This is a genomic window from Kineococcus sp. NPDC059986 (genome assembly GCF_040702905.1).
Lineage (GTDB): Bacteria > Actinomycetota > Actinomycetes > Actinomycetales > Kineococcaceae > Kineococcus.
The window spans coordinates 60,865-78,619 of record NZ_JBFBND010000009.1; the positions used below are offsets into that span (position 1 = coordinate 60,865).

At 73.4% G+C, this 17,755-nt stretch carries 18 protein-coding genes and 1 pseudogene; 8 read left to right on the forward strand and 11 right to left on the reverse strand.

Annotated features, from left to right (window positions below; translation table 11 throughout):
- Positions 1-27: 27 nt before the first annotated feature.
- From AB0637_RS09095 to AB0637_RS09105, 3 genes are all read left to right on the forward strand, one after another.
- Positions 28-477 (forward strand): MarR family transcriptional regulator, encoded by a 450-nt coding sequence (locus AB0637_RS09095; RefSeq protein WP_366171486.1) that lies wholly within the window; start codon positions 28-30, stop codon positions 475-477.
- A complete protein-coding gene (locus AB0637_RS09100) occupies positions 467-1,720 on the forward strand; it encodes an MFS transporter (protein ID WP_366171488.1) in 1,254 nt (417 codons plus the stop codon). The genes AB0637_RS09095 and AB0637_RS09100 overlap by 11 nt, the downstream gene beginning before the upstream one ends.
- Positions 1,721-1,903: 183 nt before the next feature.
- On the forward strand, positions 1,904-2,560 hold the full coding sequence (locus AB0637_RS09105; protein WP_366171490.1) for a thymidine kinase: 657 nt from the start codon (positions 1,904-1,906) through the stop codon (positions 2,558-2,560).
- Here AB0637_RS09105 and AB0637_RS09110 read toward each other — a convergent pair.
- From AB0637_RS09110 to AB0637_RS09120, 3 genes are read right to left on the reverse strand one after another with little or no spacing between them, the layout of a single operon-like run.
- Positions 2,548-3,027 (reverse strand): MarR family transcriptional regulator, encoded by a 480-nt coding sequence (locus tag AB0637_RS09110; RefSeq protein ID WP_366171492.1) that lies wholly within the window; start codon positions 3,025-3,027, stop codon positions 2,548-2,550. The genes AB0637_RS09105 and AB0637_RS09110 overlap by 13 nt on opposite strands.
- A 36-nt stretch (positions 3,028-3,063) precedes the next feature.
- Positions 3,064-3,507 (reverse strand): VOC family protein, encoded by a 444-nt coding sequence (locus AB0637_RS09115; protein ID WP_366171494.1) that lies wholly within the window; start codon positions 3,505-3,507, stop codon positions 3,064-3,066.
- Complete coding sequence (locus AB0637_RS09120) at positions 3,473-4,354, reverse strand: helix-turn-helix domain-containing protein (RefSeq protein ID WP_366171496.1); 882 nt, start codon at positions 4,352-4,354, stop codon at positions 3,473-3,475. Before AB0637_RS09120 ends, AB0637_RS09115 begins: the two co-directional genes overlap by 35 nt.
- Before the next feature lie 174 nt (positions 4,355-4,528).
- Here AB0637_RS09120 and AB0637_RS09125 point away from each other — a divergent pair, with 174 nt between their 5' ends.
- The 4 genes and pseudogenes from AB0637_RS09125 (at position 4,529) to AB0637_RS09140 (ending at position 6,914) form a co-directional block, all read left to right on the forward strand.
- Positions 4,529-4,774, forward strand: a complete 246-nt coding sequence (locus AB0637_RS09125) for a DUF2630 family protein (protein WP_366171498.1) — start codon at positions 4,529-4,531, stop codon at positions 4,772-4,774.
- Positions 4,775-4,823: 49 nt separating this feature from the next.
- A complete protein-coding gene (locus tag AB0637_RS09130) occupies positions 4,824-5,582 on the forward strand; it encodes an SDR family oxidoreductase (RefSeq protein ID WP_366171500.1) in 759 nt (252 codons plus the stop codon).
- Positions 5,583-5,736: 154 nt separating this feature from the next.
- Positions 5,737-6,312: pseudogene (locus tag AB0637_RS09135) on the forward strand (ATP-dependent Clp protease proteolytic subunit); the annotation flags it as partial.
- A complete protein-coding gene (locus AB0637_RS09140) occupies positions 6,312-6,914 on the forward strand; it encodes an ATP-dependent Clp protease proteolytic subunit (RefSeq protein ID WP_366171502.1) in 603 nt (200 codons plus the stop codon). The pseudogene AB0637_RS09135 and the gene AB0637_RS09140, both read left to right, overlap by 1 nt.
- A gap of 3 nt (positions 6,915-6,917) precedes the next feature.
- Here AB0637_RS09140 and AB0637_RS09145 read toward each other — a convergent pair whose 3' ends face one another.
- Positions 6,918-7,871 (reverse strand): ABC transporter ATP-binding protein, encoded by a 954-nt coding sequence (locus AB0637_RS09145; RefSeq protein ID WP_366171504.1) that lies wholly within the window; start codon positions 7,869-7,871, stop codon positions 6,918-6,920.
- Positions 7,872-8,057: 186 nt separating this feature from the next.
- Here AB0637_RS09145 and AB0637_RS09150 point away from each other — a divergent pair, with 186 nt between their 5' ends.
- Positions 8,058-8,837, forward strand: a complete 780-nt coding sequence (locus AB0637_RS09150) for a GntR family transcriptional regulator (RefSeq protein WP_366171506.1) — start codon at positions 8,058-8,060, stop codon at positions 8,835-8,837.
- A 23-nt stretch (positions 8,838-8,860) separates the two neighbouring features.
- Here AB0637_RS09150 and AB0637_RS09155 read toward each other — a convergent pair whose 3' ends face one another.
- From AB0637_RS09155 to AB0637_RS09185, 7 genes are read right to left on the reverse strand one after another with little or no spacing between them, the layout of a single operon-like run.
- On the reverse strand, positions 8,861-10,147 hold the full coding sequence (locus AB0637_RS09155) for an NtaA/DmoA family FMN-dependent monooxygenase (RefSeq protein ID WP_366171508.1): 1,287 nt from the start codon (positions 10,145-10,147) through the stop codon (positions 8,861-8,863).
- Positions 10,147-11,103 (reverse strand): LLM class flavin-dependent oxidoreductase, encoded by a 957-nt coding sequence (locus AB0637_RS09160; protein ID WP_366171510.1) that lies wholly within the window; start codon positions 11,101-11,103, stop codon positions 10,147-10,149. The genes AB0637_RS09155 and AB0637_RS09160 overlap by 1 nt, the downstream gene beginning before the upstream one ends.
- Positions 11,100-12,389, reverse strand: a complete 1,290-nt coding sequence (locus AB0637_RS09165; RefSeq protein ID WP_366171512.1) for an LLM class flavin-dependent oxidoreductase — start codon at positions 12,387-12,389, stop codon at positions 11,100-11,102. Before AB0637_RS09165 ends, AB0637_RS09160 begins: the two co-directional genes overlap by 4 nt.
- Positions 12,389-13,672, reverse strand: coding sequence for an NtaA/DmoA family FMN-dependent monooxygenase (locus tag AB0637_RS09170; protein ID WP_366171675.1), 1,284 nt, complete (start codon positions 13,670-13,672; stop codon positions 12,389-12,391). Before AB0637_RS09170 ends, AB0637_RS09165 begins: the two co-directional genes overlap by 1 nt.
- 21 nt (positions 13,673-13,693) lie before the next feature.
- On the reverse strand, positions 13,694-15,115 hold the full coding sequence (locus AB0637_RS09175; RefSeq protein WP_366171514.1) for an MFS transporter: 1,422 nt from the start codon (positions 15,113-15,115) through the stop codon (positions 13,694-13,696).
- Between the two features lie 5 nt (positions 15,116-15,120).
- The gene (locus tag AB0637_RS09180) at positions 15,121-16,413 is read right to left on the reverse strand and encodes an NtaA/DmoA family FMN-dependent monooxygenase (protein ID WP_366171517.1); all 1,293 of its coding nucleotides are present in this window, start codon (positions 16,411-16,413) and stop codon (positions 15,121-15,123) included.
- 28 nt (positions 16,414-16,441) lie between these two features.
- Complete coding sequence (locus AB0637_RS09185) at positions 16,442-17,752, reverse strand: NtaA/DmoA family FMN-dependent monooxygenase (RefSeq protein ID WP_366171519.1); 1,311 nt, start codon at positions 17,750-17,752, stop codon at positions 16,442-16,444.
- Between the last annotated feature and the right edge of the window lie 3 nt (positions 17,753-17,755).

Consider the following 17,755-nt stretch of genomic DNA (forward strand, 5'->3'; position numbering starts at 1 on the left):
CTGGGGCTACCGATCTATAGTGTCCCTATGCAACTTGATGAGGACCTGGCCGAGCGGCTGCTCCTCAGCTGCTCCGCCCTGACGCGGGGGGCCGCCGCCGTCGCCGACGGCACACGCCTGTCCCTCACCCAGGCCCGGGTCCTCGGCACCCTCCACCGCGACGGCCCCCTGCGCGTGAGCCGCCTCGCCGACCTGGAGGGCTGCGCGCAGCCGAGCATGACCGGGCTCGTCTCGCGCCTGGCCGACGCCGGCCTCGTCACCCGCACCACCGACCCCGCCGACGCCCGCGCCGTGCTCGTCGCGCTCACCGACGAGGGCCGGACCGCCCTGCTGGCGAACCGCCGCGCCCTGCGCGCCCCGCTGGCCCGGGCCCTGCACGACCTGCCGGTCACCCCCGGCGACCTCGAACGACTCACCGGCCTGCTCGAGGAGATCACCACCGAACTCGTCTCAGGAAGGACCCTCCGTGTCGGCTGACACCACGACGCACACCGGGACCGACGCACGCCCCGGCCTGCTCAAGCAGCCCGTCGCCGTGTGGGCGGTCGCGTTCGCCGCCGTCGTCTCGTTCATGGGCATCGGTCTCGTCGACCCGATCCTGCCCGCCATCGCCGGGGAGCTCGGCGCCACCAAGGCGCAGACGCTGCTCCTGTTCACGTCCTACCTCGGCATCACGGGCCTCGCCATGCTGCTGACCGGCTGGATCTCCAGCCGGTTCGGCGCCAAGAAGACCCTCATGGCCGGGCTCGCCCTCAACGTCGTCTTCGCCGCACTGGCCGGGTCGTCGTCCTCGATCGGCGAGATCGTCGGGTTCCGCGCCGGCTGGGGCCTGGGCAACGCGCTGTTCATCGCCACCGCCCTGGCCACCATCGTCGGCGCCGCCAGCGGTGGGATGTCGAACGCGATCATCCTCTACGAGGCGGCCCTCGGCCTCGGCATCGCGACCGGACCGCTCGTCGGTGGCCTGCTCGGTGAGGTCTCCTGGCGCGGACCGTTCTTCGGCACCGCCGTCCTCATGGCCATCGCCTTCACCGCGATCGTGACGCTGCTGCCCTCGACGCCGAAACCCGCTGTGCGCTCGAAGATCTCGGACCCGATCCGCGCCCTGCGCCACAAGGGGCTCGCGACCGTCGCGGCCATGGCCTTCCTCTACAACTTCGGGTTCTTCACCCTGCTGGCCTACACGCCCTTCGCGCTCGGGATCTCCTCGCCCATCAAGCTCGGGCTCGTGTTCTTCGGCTGGGGCCTCTGCCTGGCCATCGCCTCCGTGGCCCTGGCCCCGCGGCTCCAGCGGCGGTTCGGGTCCGTGGCCGTCGTCTCGACCATGCTCGCGCTCTTCGCGATCGTCCTCGTCGTCGAGGCCGTGTTCGTCCAGCACCCGGCCGTCCTCGTCGTCGGCACGATCGTCGCCGGGCTGTTCCTCGGCGTGAACAACACGATCGTCACCGAACTCGTCATGGAGGTCTCCCCCGTCCAGCGCTCCACGGCGTCGGCGTCCTACTCCTTCGTCCGGTTCATCGGTGGCGCGATCGCCGCGTGGGCGGCGGGTGAGCTCGGCGAGGTCCTCGCCGACTGGGCGCCCTTCGTCCTCGGCGCCGTCGGCGTGCTCGTGGGCCTGCTCGTGCTGCGGCGCGGCCGCCGCCACCTCGTCGTCGTGCACGACGAACCCGCACCGCACTCGCCCGCCGAGGCCCAGGCCGTCACCGCCGGCGACGCCTGAGGCGCCCCCGCCGGGGAGGGATCGTCGCCACGTCGGGCTCCTAGGGTGAGCCGGACGTGACAACGAGCCCACCCCGGCCCCGCCGCGCAGGAGGGATCGTCGTCACGTCGGGCTCCTAGGGTGAGCCGGATGCGTCTACGAGCCCACCCCCGCCGGGCCGGGCGTGCGGCACAATCGACGCCCGTGGCTGAGCTGGTGTTCTTCTCCGGGACGATGGACTGCGGGAAGTCGACGCTCGCGCTGCAGACCGACCACAACCACCGGGTGCAGGGGCGACGGGGCCTGCTGTTCACCCGGTTCGACCGGGCGGGGCGGGCCGTCATCTCCAGCCGCATCGGGCTCGCCCGGGCCGCGCTGGAGGTGGGCGACGGCACGGACCTGTGGGTCGAGGTGAGCCGGCGGCACGCGGCGGACCCGGTCGACTACGTCGTGTGCGACGAAGCCCAGTTCTACGACCCCGACCAGGTCGACCAGCTGGCCCGGGTCGTCGACGACCTCGACGTCGACGTCTTCGCGTTCGGCATCACCTCCGACTTCCGCACCCGGCTCTTCCCCGGGTCGGCCCGCTTCATCGAGCTCGCCGACAGAGTGCAGGTGCCGCAGGTCGAGGCGCTCTGCTGGTGCGGCCGGCGCGCCACCCACAACGCCCGCACCGTCGACGGGGAGATGGTCGTCGCGGGTGAGCAGGTCGTCGTCGGGGACGTCAGCGGCCAGGAGGGGACGCTGGACGTCGGGCCCGTCGGCACGGTCGAGTACGAGGTGCTGTGCCGCCGCCACCACACGCGCCGGCAGACCAAGGCCCACCGGGAGATCGACGTGCGGGAACGTCAGCTCTCGTAGCCGAGGGTCGTCGCCTCGGGCATGTCGGTGTCCCCGGCGGCCTCGGCGAACCGCGCGAAACCGTCGCGCACCGCCGCGCGGCCGTCGTCGTCCATGCGCTCCAGGACGGCCTCGAACTCGGCCCGGCGCCGCGCGAGCACCTGGTCCACGAGCACGCGCGCCCGTTCCGTCGGGGCCACGAGGACCTCGCGGCGCGTGTCGGGGTTGTCCTCGCGGGTCACCCAGCCACCCGCGACCAGCCGGTCGACGGCCCGCGTGAACGTGGAGGGGTGGACGCCGATGGCGGCCGCGAGGGCCCCGCTGCGCAGCGGCCCGCGCGAGCAGATGAGCACGAGCACGCGGTACTGCTGCAGCGTCAGGGACTCCATCGCCTCCGCGAGCGAGCGCACGCTGATGCCCACGACGGCCCGGGAACCCGCGAGCACGGCTTCGACGTCCTCGTCGACCTGCTGTCCGGTGGGGATCACGCCAGGGATGCTAGTAGTTCCGGTCCCCGTTGCGAACTAGAACACTCCGGTTCGCGGTTCCCCGCGGTAGGTGCCGAAGGACCAGTGGTTGCCCTCGGGGTCGCGGGCGGTGAACTCACGGGAGCCGTAGTCCTGCGCGACGACGTCGGTCACGGACGCGCCCGCCGCCGCGGCGCGGGCGTGCAGCGCGTCGAGGGCCGCGTCGTCCGGGACGACGACGTAGCAGCCGGCGCCGCCCGCGGCGACGTGCCAGCCCGTGCCCGGGCGTTCGGACCCGAGCATCACACCACCCCCGTGCGGCCAGGTCAGCTGCGCGTGGGCGACGAGGTCACCGTCCCCCGGCACGACCAGCGTCTCCTCGAACCCGAACGCGTCGACGAGGAAGGCGATGAGCGCGCGGGCGTCGCGAGCGCGGAAGGCCGGCCACACGGTGGGGGCGGGTGCGTCAGGTGTCCGAGGTGTCCCCGGTGTGTGCGTCATGCGCCGAGCCTGCCGCCAGCAGGGGGTCGCTGTCGTGGACGGATCGGAACTCCTGCGCCCGCCACACCGTGGGCGCGACCCCGGCGAGGTCGCGGAAGTCGCGCACGAGGTGGGAGGCGTCGCAGTGCCCGGACAGGGCGGCGACGTCGCTGACGCCCAGGCCGGGCCGGCGCTGCAGGAGCCGGCGGGCCCGGTCGAAGCGGGCGACGCGGCCGAACTCACGGGGCGACAGCCCCGTCTCCCGCCGCACGAGCGTCGTCAGGTGCCGGGCGCTCCACCCCACCTCCCGGGCCACCTCGCCCACCCGGTCCCCGCGCGCGAGGCGACGGCAGGCCGTCCCGATCCCGGCGGGCAGACCGGCGGTCGGTGCCGCGAGCCGGTGCCCGACCCAGCGGTCGAGCTCGGCGAACCGCTCCTCCCAGTCCAGGCCGGACAGCTTGTCCCGCAACCGGTCCACCGCAGGTCCCAGGAGGGCGTCGGCCGGCAGGTCGAGGGACGCCATCTCCCCCGCGGGGGCCCCGAGGACGGCCCGGGCGGCCAGCGGGTGCAGGGCGACCTGGATCCCGGACTGCCGTCCCCCGTGGGCGATGACGGCAGGACGGAGGTGCAGGCCGCCGACGAGCGCGTCGTAGCGGCCGCCCGGCTGGGCGGGGTCGGGGTGGCTCACGACGTGGAGGGGGTCGTCGAGCGTCACCACGACCGTGAGCCACGGCGACGGCAACCCCAGGTGCCGCACCGGCGGCACCCCCCGCTGCCGGTAGCCGCTCCACGCACCGACCCAGGGCCGCAGCGCGGGGGCGGGCGCGCGCACCACGTACTCGTCGAGGCTCCCGGTGAGCTCGTCCACCCCGCGATGGTCCACCGGCTCGCGCGCACCGTCCAGCACCTCGTGCCCCAGCACGTCCCGTTCCGGGTCGCCGGGGCACGTCACGACCAGGTGGCACGACGGACGGTCGGCCACCCCGTGCCGGTGAACCCACCCTCGCTCGCGGTCCGGCACCGGCCGCGGCAGGATCCGGGCATGGACGAGCACGACATCCACCAGCGGATCAGCGACCTGGTCGCCACCGAGCACCGCCTGCGCGAGGCGCTGCAGAAGGGCGAACTCTCGGCCGACGAGGAGCACGCGCAGCTGCGGGCCGCGGAGGAGGCCCTCGACCAGTGCTGGGACCTGCTGCGCCAGCGCGACGCGCGCCGCACGGCCGGGCAGGACCCCGAGGGTGCGGCGGCCCGACCCGTCGACGAGGTCGAGCACTACCAGCAGTAGCGGGAAACCCGTTGCGCTCCCCACCCCGGTCCCCGCCAGGGTGGGGGCCATGGCGCAGCGATCGGTGGTGCTCGTGACGGGGGTCGGACGGCGGGTCGGCATCGGTGCCGGCATCGCCGCTCAACTGGCGCGCGACGGCTGGGACGTCGCCACCAGCCACTGGGCGCCGTACGACGAGCGGATGCCGTGGGGGCCGCAGCCGGACGACCCCGAGCACGTGCACGCGGGCCTGCGGGCGGCCGGGGCGCGGACCGTCGCCGTGGCGGCCGACCTGGCCGACCCCGCCGCGCCCGCGCGGTTGTTCGAGACGGTGGAGGAGGCACTGGGCGCCGTGACGGCGCTCGTGATGTGCCACTGCGAGTCAGTGGACTCCTCGATCCTCGACACCACGGTCGAGAGCTTCGACCGGCACATGGCGGTCAACGCGCGGGCGACGTGGCTGCTCGTCGCGGAGTTCTCGCGGCGCCTGCGGGTGGAGCCCGGCACCGGTCGCATCGTCGCGATCACGAGCGACCACTACGTCCACAACCTCCCCTACGGCGCGAGCAAGGGCGCGATGGACCGGATCGTCCTGGCCGCGGCCCGCGAACTCCAGGACCAGCGGATCACGGCCAACGTCGTGAACCCCGGCCCCGTCGACACGGGCTGGATGGACGACGCGGTCCGCGAGGCCGCGCTGACCCCGAACCCGCGCGGGCGGCTCGGGACCCCGCAGGACACGGCCGACCTCGTCGCGTTCCTGCTGTCCGCCCGGGGCGGCTGGGTCAACGGTCAGCTGCTGTTCTCCGACGGCGGCTGGAAGGCCTGAGCGCCGCCCGTCGTCGCCCCGTGTTCGCCCGCGGTGGATCTCCTGCGGGCAGAACGACCTTCCCGGGAACGGCCCGCGGGCCGACGGTGGTGGGACGCACCGCACCACCGTCAGCAGAGGAGAACCCATGTCCACCACGACCCTGGCCGGACCGTTCGACGACCAGTTGTCCGGGCGACTGCTGTTCCAGCGCATCGTCGTCCTCGGGCAGGAGGTCGACGACGCCGTCGCGAACCGGATCACGGCCCAGCTGCTGCTGCTCTCGGCCGACGACCCGCGCGCCGACATCGCCCTGTACGTCAACTCCCCCGGGGGTTCGGTGACGGCGGGGCTCGCGATCTACGACACCATGCGGCTCATCCCGAACGACGTCTCGACGCTCGTCATGGGGATGGCGGCGAGCATGGGGCAGTTCCTGCTGTGCGCGGGGACGGCGGGCAAGCGCTACGCCCTGCCGCACGCGCGGGTCATGATGCACCAGCCCTCGGGCGGCATCGGGGGAACCGCCGCCGACATCGCCATCCAGGCCGAGAACCTCGAGCACACCCGGAACGTCCTGACGCGCCTGACCGCGCAGCACACGGGGCAGGACGAGGCCACCATCACCGCGGACTCCGAACGCGACCGGTGGTTCACCGCGGAGGAGGCCCTGCAGTACGGCATGGTCGACCACGTCGTCACCGGCGTCGCGGACGTCCGGCTCGGCGCGGCCCGGAAGGTGGGGCTGTGATGAGCTACCCGATCCCGTACGTCGTCGAGTCCACGCCCCGTGGGGACCGCACGTCCGACGTGTTCAGCAGGTTGCTGTCGGACCGGATCGTGTTCCTGCACGGCGAGATCGACGACGCCGTCGCCAACGTCGTCATCGCCCAGCTGGTCCACCTCGCCTCGGAGTCCGCCACGGCCGACGTGAACCTCTACATCAACTCCCCCGGGGGTTCGGCCAGCGCGCTCATGGCCGTCTACGACACGATGCAGTTCGTCCAGCCCGACGTCGCGACGTTCTGCGTCGGCCAGGCCGCCTCGGCCGCGGCGGTGCTGCTGGCCGCGGGCGCCCCCGGGAAGCGCTCGGTCCTGGAGCACTCCCGCGTCCTGCTGCACCAACCGTCGGGCGGGGCGCAGGGAACGGCCGCGGACCTGCAGATCCAGGCCCGGGAGGTGCTGCGGATCCGTTCGGAGATCGAGGAGGTGCTGTCCCGGCACACCGGCCGCGACGTCGAGCAGTTGCGGCGGGACCTCGACCGCGACCTCGTCCTGCCCGGTGCGGCGGCCATCGCCTACGGCGTGGCCGACCGCGTCATCTCCCCCGCGGGGGTGCTGACGCCCGGGTGAGGCTCAGCTCGCCACGGGACCGGCACCGGCGTCCGCGAGCGTCGGCAACCGGTCCCGGCCGCGGTCGGCCAGCGTCGGCACGCAGGCGACGAGACCGCGGGTGTAAGGGTGCCGGGCGTGCTCGCGCAGGTCGGCCGAACGGCCCAGTTCGACGAGCTCGCCGCCCTGGAGCACGCCGACGACGTCGGTGTGCTCCAGGCTCAGCAGGATGTCGTGACTGATGACGAGCAGCGCGATCCCCTCCGAGCGGGTGAGCTCGTCGAGCAGTTCCATCGTCCCCCGCGCGAGGGAGGCGTCCAGGGCGCTCGTGGGTTCGTCGGCGACGAGCAACCGGGGCCGGCCCGCCAGCGCGACCGCGATCATCACGCGCTGGCGCATGCCGCCGGACAGTTCGTGCGGCCGGGACCGGGACACCCGGCGAACGTCGGTCAGGCCCACGCGGCGCAACCACTCCCCGCACAGCTCGCGCCGGGCCCGTCCGCGCACCCCGGTCGTCGCCACGACGCTCGCCAGTTGCGCCCCGACCGGGCGGACGGGGTCCAGCGCCGTCATGGCGTCCTGGAACACCATCGAGACGCCGGGGGTGCGCACCGGCACGCTCGAGGCGTGCCGGGTGCGGACGGGGGTGCCGGCGACGGTGAGTTCCGCGGCGCTGATCTCGACGTCGGCGGAGGCGCTGAGCAACCCCGTGACCGCCAGCGCGAGCGTCGACTTGCCGGACCCGGACTGCCCGACGAGGGCCATCCGCTGCCCGGCGAGGAGGTCGAAGGAGACGCCGTCCACCGCGACGTGACCGGCACCGTCCGCGGCGCGGTACCGCACGCGCAGGTCGCGCACGCGCAGCACGGGCGGCGCCTCCCGCGAGGACTGCTCGGGGATGCGCGCGGACTCGGGGCCGGCGGTGGGGACGGACGTCGGCAGGGACGTGGGGGCGGCGGGCTGGCGGGGTTCGGGCATCGGGGTTCTCCTCACGGGTCGGGCGGACGACTACCTTGGGGTCGAGCCGGGGTCCTGAAGGTGGCCCGGAGGCGGGAGGAACCCCACGTGGACGAGGGTAGGGACCCGGACAGGGTCCGGGACCAGGACAGGGACCAGGAGCGGCGCCGGGCCTACCAGCGGAGTCGGCAGCCTCGCACCGAGGACGTGTCGACGTCGCCGCGGCACGTCTACGAACTCATCCGCTCGATGATCCGACGCGGCACGATGCCGCACGACACCCTCCTCGAGGAGACGAACCTCGTGAGCCGGCTGGGAGCCAGCCGGAACGCCGTCCGACGTGCGCTGCAGATGCTGGCCGACGACGGGGTGGTCGTGCGCCAGCGCCGCGCCGGGACGAACGTGGCCCACGACATCGTCGCCGTCCGCGACGGCGAGATCGGCCCGCGCGCCTACCCCGGTGCGGCGGACGAGGGCCGCCTGCGCGTGGTGACGCTGGAGTGCCGCCGCATCACGGCGCCGGAACCGGTCCGGGCCGCGCTGGGCCAGGAGGTCGACAGCGTCGTCCTGCTGGAGCAGGTCGGGTACGTCGGCGGCTCCCCGCTCTACCTGCGGGTCGGCTACTGCGTCACCGACCTCGACGAGGCGGCGTTCCTGCGCCGCATCGAGGCGAACCACGTCGACTACCCGCCGGTGCCCGTCGTGTTCCGCAGCCTGTTCGACGTGCCCTACGGCAGCAGCAGTTCCGTCGTCGAGGCGATCTCCTGCCAGGAACGCGCCGCGGAACTCCTCGGCATCCCCGTGGGCGCTCCGGTCCTGTTGCGGGAGCTGATGACCCGCACGACGGACGGGACCCCGCGCGAGATGAGCTTCACGCACTTCCGCGGCGACCGGGTGGCGGTCTTCGGCGGCGACCACGCGCACCTCCCCCCGGTCCGGTCGGCGTCGGAGGAGGGCGCACCGGAGATCGGGATGCCGCAACCCTGAGATGGGCACGCGGGCGGCGCCCGTCACGTCGACAGCAGGTTGTCGCGGAACGTCGCGTGCTCGTAGCGGTGCCGCAGCACGCCGCGGCGGCGCAGCGCAGGGGCCAGACCGTCGGTGATCTCCGTGACGTTCTTGCGGGTCACGGGCGCGGCGATGAGGAACCCGTCGCCGCCGACCTCGGCCATGACCTCCTCCATCCGGTCGGCCACGGTCTCGACCGAACCGCACAGCTCGATCGACTCGGTCGCCTTGTGGGTCGTCGCGATCTCCCGCAGCGTCTTGCCGGTGCGGACCATGTCCGCGACGGTGCCCTGGTGCCCGTTGTTGCCGCTGAGGTCCGGCAGCGGGGCGTCGACGTCGAACTGGGAGAAGTCCATGCTCGTGAAGTACGACAGGGCGGCCAGCACCCGGTCGACGTGCCCGGACTGCACCTGCCGCAACCGGTCGCGCTTGCGGAACGCGTCGTCGTCGGTGTCCCCGAGGATGGGGTTGACGAGGTAGAGGACCTTCGCGTCCTCGGGTTTGCGGCCGTTCTCCAGCAGCCGGCGGGAGATGTCCTCGCGGTAGGCGCGCATGGCGTCCACCCCCGTCTGCGCCGCGATGATCGTGTCCGCGTGCCGGGCGCCGAAGGCCCGTCCCGCCGGCGAGGCGCCGGCCTGGCAGATCACGGGCCGACCCTGCGGGCCGGGCGGCAGGTTGAGCGGGCCGCGGGAGGAGTAGTGCTCCCCCACGTGGTCGATCGTGTGGATCCTCTCGTGGTCGGCGAAGGCGCCCCCCGGTTCCAGGGTGAGCGCGTCGCGGTCCCAGGAGGACCACAGCTCCTTGCAGACGGTGATCCACTCGTCCGCCATCTCGTAGCGGCGGTCGTGCTCGACGTGCTTGGTCAGGCCGTAGTTCTGCGCCGCGCCGTCGGCGCTGGCCGTGACGAGGTTCAGCCCCACCCGACCGCCCGAGAGGTGGTCGAGCGTCGCGAAGAGGCGGGCGGCCAGGAACGGCGGGTAGAACGTCGTCGCGACCGTCGCCACGATGCCGAGGTGCTGCGTGGCGTTCGCCAGCAGCGGGACCAGCGGCACCGGGTCGAACCGCACGTGCGTCCCGCGGCGGACCGAGCTCTCGAAGGTCCCGCGGTACACGTCGGGCAGGACCGAGGAGTCCTCGAGCATGAGGTAGTCGAAGCCGGCCCGTTCCAGCGACGTGGCGAGGTCGACGAACAACCCCGGCCGGCCGAGGTCGGAGGCGACGTTCCCCGCCCAGGGGTCCTCCCAGCCGTAGACGCCGAAACCGGTCGTCGCGAACCATCCGAGGTGCATCAGTTCTCCTCCAGCAGTCGTCGGCGCAGGCCGTGCTCGGCCGGCCGGGGGGCGAGGTGGCCGCGCGCGGACAGGACGCGCACGAGGTCGGCCGTCGCCGCGGTGAGGCGGTGCTCGACCTCGTGCGCCGCCGCGGCGGCGGGGACGTCGACGAGGAAGCCGTCGGCGCCGCAGGACCGGACGACGGCCTCGACGGCGTCCGGGTCGGTCGTCGCGACGCGCACGAGCGCGAGGCAGTCCCCGGGACCGCGGCCGGCGCGGACGAGCCCCGCGCGCAGCCGGGCCACCGTGTCGGCCCGGGTGTCGGACCCGGTGGCGGCCGACCGCCCGTCGAGCACCAGGACGTCGGCCCAGCGGGCCGCGAGGGCGACGCTGCGTTCCCCGTCGTCCGAGACGACGAGCAGGGGACGGCCCTGCGGCGACGGCACGGTGTTGAGCGGGCCGCGCACCGCGTAGTGCGGCCCGCGGTGGTCGACGGCGTGGACCTTCGTGTGGTCGGCGTACGCACCGCCCGCGACGTCCCCCACGACGGCGTCGGGTTCCCACGACTCCCACAGCGCCCGCAGCACCGCCGCGTGCTCCTCGGCCCGGCCCACGGGCAGACCCGCCGTGCCCGTGCACCACCAGCCGCTGCGACCGCGGTGCAGGTGGTCGAGCGAGGCCGTGCGCCGGGCGAGCTGGTAGGGCGGGACGTCGTCGACGGCGCCACCGGGGACGACCCCGGCCGCCGCCGTGCGCAGGGAACTCGTGAACCCCGCGAGCGAGGTCGTGTCGTGGGAGTCGACGCCGTCGGGTCCGGGTTCGAGCAGGACGAGGTCGGCGCCGGCGGCGTCGACCCGGCGCACGACCTCGAGGGCGCGGCGCGGGTCCGGGCTGCCCGCGGGGAACCCCGTGACGGCACCCCACCGCCAGGTCCGGGTCCCCGTCGCCTTCGTGGTCGTGGTGGGCGCGCTCACCGGAGCACCCCCTCGCGGCGACGGTCCCGCAACCGGTCCCGCAGCGTCGCCCCCGGCCGGTCGTCCCCGGGGACGCCGGCCAGACCGCGGCGGCGCAGTTCCGGCATGAGCCCGTCGCACAGCTCGCGGACGTACCGGCGCGTCAGGACCCCGCCACCCCCGCCGAAGAGCAGGAACCCGTCCCCGCCGACCTGCGCGAGCACGTCCTCCATCTGGTCGGCGACCGAGGCGGCCGTGCCGACGAGGCGCACCGCCTCGCTGCGCTGGCTGCCGATGAACTCCCGCAGGGTCCGCCCGGCGGCCACGCGGCGCAGGTTGTCGAGGATGCTGCGGCTGCCCTCGGTGCTGACGTCGTCGGGCAGCGGCGCGTCGAGGTCGAAGGCGGAGAAGTCGACGTCGCCGGACATCTGGACGAGGCGACGGCGCACGGCCGCGTCGGTGGGGTCGTAGTAGCGGGCCGCCGCCTCGGCCGCGAGCTCCTCGGTCTCGCCGAGGTGCGGGGTGACGAGGTAGAGGACCTGCACGTCGTCCGGGTCGCGGCCGGCGGCCTCCGCGGCCGCGCGCACCTGGTCGCGGAACTCGCGCATCGCCTCCACACCCGGCGGGTAGGAGACGACGACGTCGGCGAAGCGGCCGGCCAGCGCCGTCCCCGCGGCCGAGGCCCCCGCCTGGCAGACGACGGGCCGGCCCGCGGCCGGGGTGCGCGTCCCGGTGCGGCCGCTGACCTCGAGGTGCTCACCGTGGTGCTCGACGCTGCCGTCGCGCCAGAGCGCGTGGACGACTTCGAGGTACTCCGCGGCGGTCGCGTAGCGGGTCGCGTGCCCCGGCAGGGCGTCGAGCCCGAAGTTCTGCGCCGCCCGGTCACCGGTGGAGGTGACGACGTTCCAGCCGACCCGGCCGCCGGTGAGGTGGTCCAACGTCGCGTAGGTCCGCGCGAGCTCGACGGGCGGCCAGAACGTCGTCGACGCGGTGGCGATGAGCCCGATGCGCTCGGTCTCGGCCGCGAGCCGGCTCATGAGGACGACGGGGTCGTGCTTGGGTGCCCGCGCCGTCGTGCGCAGTTCCTGCTCGAACGTGCCGCCGACGACGTCGGAGAGGTAGTTCAGGTCCTCCATGACGACGAGGTCGACCCCGGCGCGTTCGAGGTCGCGGACGGTCTCGACGGTGAACGTGCCGTCGACCCACGACTGCACCGCGTCACCGGCCCAGGGCCCGGACCAGTCGGGGACGCCCCATCCCGCGAACCAGCCGACGGTGAAGGGCGCTGGGGTGGCGCTGGACGTCATCAGAACTCCAGGAGGTTGTCGCGGAAGGTCTCGTGGGCGTACTCCGTGCGGGTCAGGCCCCGCCGTTGCAGCGCGGGCACGAGGCCGTCGGTGATGCCGGAGACGAAGCGGCGGCCGATGTTGCCGGTGATGAGGTAGCCGTCACCACCGACGGCGGCCATGTCCTCCCCCATCGCCTCGGCCACGGTCTCGGGGGTCCCGACGTAGTGCGCGTTCCCCGTCAGCCAGCCGATGGCCGCCTCCCGCGCCGTGCGGCCGTGCTTGAGGAACTGGGCCAGGGTCGTGCGGTGGCCGTTGGTCTGCAGGTCGCCGAGGGGGGCGTCGAGGTCGAGCGTGGAGAAGTCGATCTCGGTGACCGCGGACATGTGGGCCAGGGCCACCTCGATCTTCAGCGGGTCCGGCGTCCGGGCGGCGTCGGCCCGCGCCCGGGCCTCCTCGACGGTGTCGGCCAGGACCGGGGAGGTGACGAACATGACCTTCACGGCGTCCGGGTCGCGGCCGGCGGCCACTGCCCGGGCGCGGACGTCGTCGCGGAACTCCTTCATCTGCTCCGGACCGGCCGCCATCGCCAGGACGGTGTCGGCGTGCCGGGCGGCGAGGTCCCGACCGCGCGGGGAACCCCCGGCCTGGCAGAGCACGGGGCGGCCCTGCGGCGGTCGCTGCAGGTTCAACGGTCCGCGCGAGGCGTGGAACTTCCCGCGGAAGTCCAGGGTGTGGACCTTGGTGTGGTCGACGTAGACCCCGCGGTCGCGGTCCAGCACCTGGGCGTCGGGTTCCCAGCTCTCCCAGAGCTTCTCGACGAGGTCGACGAACTCCTCGGCCCGTTCGTAGCGCTCGTCGTGCGGCGGGAGGCCGTCGAGGCCGTGGTTCTGCGCGGCCCGGTCCTCGCTCGACGTCACGACGTTCCAGCCGGCCCGGCCGTGCGAGACGTGGTCCAGGGTCGCGAACCGGCGGGCCAGCAGGTACGGCGGGTAGAACGACGTCGAGGCCGTGGCGATGATGCCGATGCGCGACGTGGCGGCCGCCAGCAGCGGGGCGAGCACGACGGGGTCGTGCTTGGGGGCGTAGAGGCCGTGGGCGAGGTCGGCGCGGGTGGACCCCTCGTAGGCGTCGCTCACCATCGAGGAGTCCTCGAGCATGACGTAGTCGAAGCAGGCCCGTTCGAGGGCCTGGACGAACTCGACGTGCGCGCGGCCGCGGGGCCAGTCGCGGCCCTCGGTGCCCGCCCAGGCGTGGTTCCACGGCGGGTTGCTGAAGTTGGTGAACCACCCGAGGTGGAACATCGACACGGGGAACCTCCAGGGTCAGGCGACGAGTTGCGGGTCGGCGGCGGATCGGCGATCGCCACGGCGGTGGAAGGGTTCGTCGGTGTGCAGGCCGCGACCCCAGGCCGGCGCGACCGCGGCCAGGGACAGGCCCGCCAGCACGGCGAAGCAGACGACGACCCCCGCGGTGTCGGTGATCGCGAGGCCGAGGGCGACGGCGACGGTGACGGCGGTGTTGTCGACGGCGACCCGCAGGCCGTTGACCATCCCCGCCCCCCGGGCGTCGCCGCCGACGTTGAGGGCGGCGGCGTTGGCGGTCTTGAAGATCCCGCCGGTGAGTCCGATGGCGCACAGCAGCGCCCACAGCGGCACCACCTCCGCGGGCCCGGCGAAGTGCAGGGCGATGAGGAGGAGGACGACCGTGGACCCGCTGACGGCGGTCGCGGTGAGGGCCCGGCCCGAGAACCGCGGCGCCAGCCGGCCCGCGACGACCGAGGCGACCGCGGTGCCCACGGCCAGCGCGGTGACCTGCACCCCGGCGTCGAGCGGGGAGAACCCCTCGTCCTGCTGCAGGTGCCAGACGACGACGACGGCGACGGACCCCTCGGCCAGCGTCGACAGACCCGTCGCGCCGTAGGCGGACCCCCGGAACCGCTCGCGGAGCAGGCCCAGGTCGACGACCGGGTCCGCGGCGCGGCGTTCCACCAGGACCAGGACGACGCCGGCGGCGGCCGCGGCCACGAGCGCCCCGACGGCCGTCACCGTCCACCCGGACGCTCCGGCCTGGTTCGCGCCGAAGACCACGCCGGCCATGAGCGTCGCCGAGGCCAGGGCGCCCGCGAGGTCCGGCCGGCCCGACCGCCGGGGAACCCTCAGGACCCGCGGCAGGGCGAACCCCGCCCAGACGACCCCCACCAGTCCCAGCGGTGCCCCGACCGCGAACACCGCGCGCCAGCCGACGCCCTCGGTCAGGGCCCCGCTGACGAGCGGGCCGATCGCGGTCGCGACCGACATGATGCCGATGTTCGCGCCGATCCCGACGGCGAGCCGGCTCGGGGGGAACACCTCCACCAGCAGCGCCGTCGAGTTCGTGATGACGCAGGCCGCCCCGAGCCCCTGCAGACCCCGCAGCACCACGACCAGCCAGGGGTCGGCGGCGAACGTGATCCCCGCGACCGACAGCGTGCACAGCGCCAGCCCCGTCAGGTAGACCGGGCGGCGGCCGAACGCGTCCGCCACCCTCCCGGCGACGAGGATGGACGCCGAGCAGGCCAGCAGGTACGCGAGCAGGAACCACTGCCCCTGGACGACGCTGGCGTCCAGGTCGTCGATCATCGCGGGCAGCGCGACCGGGACCATGCTCACGCTGGCGAACGCCACGACGAGCCCGAGGGCCGTCGAAGACAGGGTGAGCCAGGCCGCGCGCGGGATCCGCGCGAGGACGGGGCGGTCGGAGGGCACGCGGATCAGAACTCCAGCAGGTTGTCGCGGAACTGCTCGTGGGTGTACCCGTCGCGGGTCAGCCCGCGCTTGCGGAGCTCGGGGACGAGGCCTTCGGTGATCTCCGCGACGTAGCGGCGGTTGACGTTGCCGGAGATGAGGAACCCGTCGCCACCGACCTCGTCGACGATCTCGCCCATCTGGGAGGCCACCGCGTCGGGCGTGCCGACGAGTTCCACCGAGCGGCGCACGTTCGACTCGGCCGCCTGGCGCAGCGTCATGCCCTGGGCGTTCACCGACATCATGACCATCGAGGACCGGGTCGCGTTGGTCCCGGACAGGTCGGGGAACGGTGCGTCGAGGTCGTACTGCGCGAAGTCGACCCCGCTGGCGTAGGACATGTTCGCGAGGTTCACCGAGATGTCGGCCTTGAACCCGGCCAGCACCCGCTCGTTCTTGGCCTCGGCGTCCGCCTGGGTCTCCCCCAGCACGGGCGAGACGATGAACAGCACCTTGCAGGAGTCCGGATCGCGTCCCGCCTCGACCATGCGGGCACGGACGTCGGCCCGGTACTCCTTCATGGCCTCGACGGACTCCACCTGGGCCAGCAAGGTGTCGCAGTGCCGGGCCGCCAGGGCCCGCCCGGGGCCGGAACCCCCCGCCTGGCAGACGACGGGACTGCCCTGCGGCGGGGCCAGCGTGTTGAGCGGCCCCCGGCTGCGGTGCCACTTCCCCTGGAAGTCGACGGGCCGGACCCTCGACCCGTCCACGTAGACGTTGCGCTCGCGGTCCTGCACGAGGGCGTCGGCGTCCCACGAACCCCACAGCTGCTTGACCAGGTCGATCCACTCGTCGGCCATGTCGTAGCGCAGGTCGTGCTCGAAGATGTCGTCGTGCCCGAAGTTCTGCGCGGTGCGGGTGTTGTGCGAGGTGACGAGGTTGACCCCCGCGCGACCGTGGCTGAGGTGGTCCACGGTCGCCGCGGTGCGCGCCGCCATGAAGGGCGGGTAGAAGGACGTCGACATCGTCCCGACGAGGCCGAGGCGCTCGGTGTGCTGGGCCAGGACGGGCAGCAGCTGCCACGGGTCCTGCTTGGGCACCGACCGGGCCCGGGCCAGCCACCAGTCGTGGTTGCCGCCGTAGGAGTCCGGCACGAAGGCGCCGTCCTCGAACATGACGTAGTCGAACCCGGCCCGCTCGAGCGACCTCGTCATGTCGACGTAGAGCTCGGGGTGGTTCCACTCGGTCCCACCCTCACCGGACCACATCCCGTTCCAGCTCTGCACCTGCCAGCTGAGGAACCACGCGAGGTGGAACATCGCTACTCACTCTCTCGTCGGGGGTGGGTCAGAACGCGCGCAGGTTGTCGCGGAACAACTGGTGCTCGTAGCGGTCACGGGTCAGCCCGCGGCGCTTGAGGACCGGTACGAGACCGTCGGTCACCTCGGCGACGTAGCGGCGGTTCAGCGGGGCGCCGGCGATGAGGAACCCGTCACCGCCCACGTCCTGCATCACCCCCTCCATCTGGTCGGCGACGTCCTCGGGGGTGCCGACGAACTCGATGGTGTCGATCGCGGAGTGGTCGATGAGCCGCTCGCGCAGGGTCTGCGTCCCGTCCCCCTTGAACTCCTCGAAGCTGCTGCGGTGCCCGTTGCTCACGAGGTCCGCCGGCAGCGGGGCGTCCAGGTCGAACTGCGACAGGTCGATGCCCGACAGGTGCGAACGCCCGGCGAGGAGACCGTCGATGTTCTTCGACATCGCGTCCTTGCGGCGCTGCAGCTTGCCCTTGGCCTCCGCCGTCGTCTCCCCGAGCACCGGGGAGATGAGGTAGAGGACCTTGACGTGGTCGGGGTCACGGCCCTGCTCGGCCGCGAGCGTGCGGACCTCGTCCCGGTAGGCCCGCATCTTCGAGGTCCCGTGCGGGTTGGAGATGATGGCCTCGGCCCAGCGGGCGGCGAACGCCTTGCCGGCGCTGGAGCCGCCGGCCTGGAGGATGACCGGAGAACCCTGCGGACTGGGGACGGTGTTCAGCGGGCCGCGGGAGGCGTAGTGCTTGCCCTGGAAGTCCAGCCGGTGGACCTTCTCGTGGTCGGCGTAGACGCCGTTCTCCACGTCGGCCAGGACCGCGTCGTTCTCCCAGGTGTCCCAGAGCTTGTGCGCGAGCTCGACGAACTCGTCGGCCATCTCGTAGCGGACGTCGTGCTCGGGCATGTCGAAGCCGTAGTTCTGCGCGGCCCGGGTGTTGGAACCGGTGACGACGTTCCACCCGATGCGGCCCTTGGCGATGTGGTCGAGCGTCGTCATCATCCGGGCGACGGTGTACGGGTGGTAGAAGGTGGTCGTCAGCGTCGGGATGATCCCGAGGTGCTTCGTCTCGTGGGCGAGGATCGCGGCCAGCACCGCCGGGTCGTGCTTCGGAGCGGCCGAGGCGGTGCGCAGGTAGTACTCCATCGACCCCTTGTAGGTGTCGGACACCTGGACGGAGTCCTCCATGATGAGGAAGTCGAAGCAGGCCCGTTCGAGGCTGTGCGCGAGGTCGACGTACTGGTCCGGCAGCATCCAGTCGTGCGCACCGGTGCCGGACCAGGGCTGGTTCCAGCTCTGGACGCCGAAGCCGGCGCCGAGGAACCAGCCGAGGTGGAACTTCGAGGTGGTCATGGG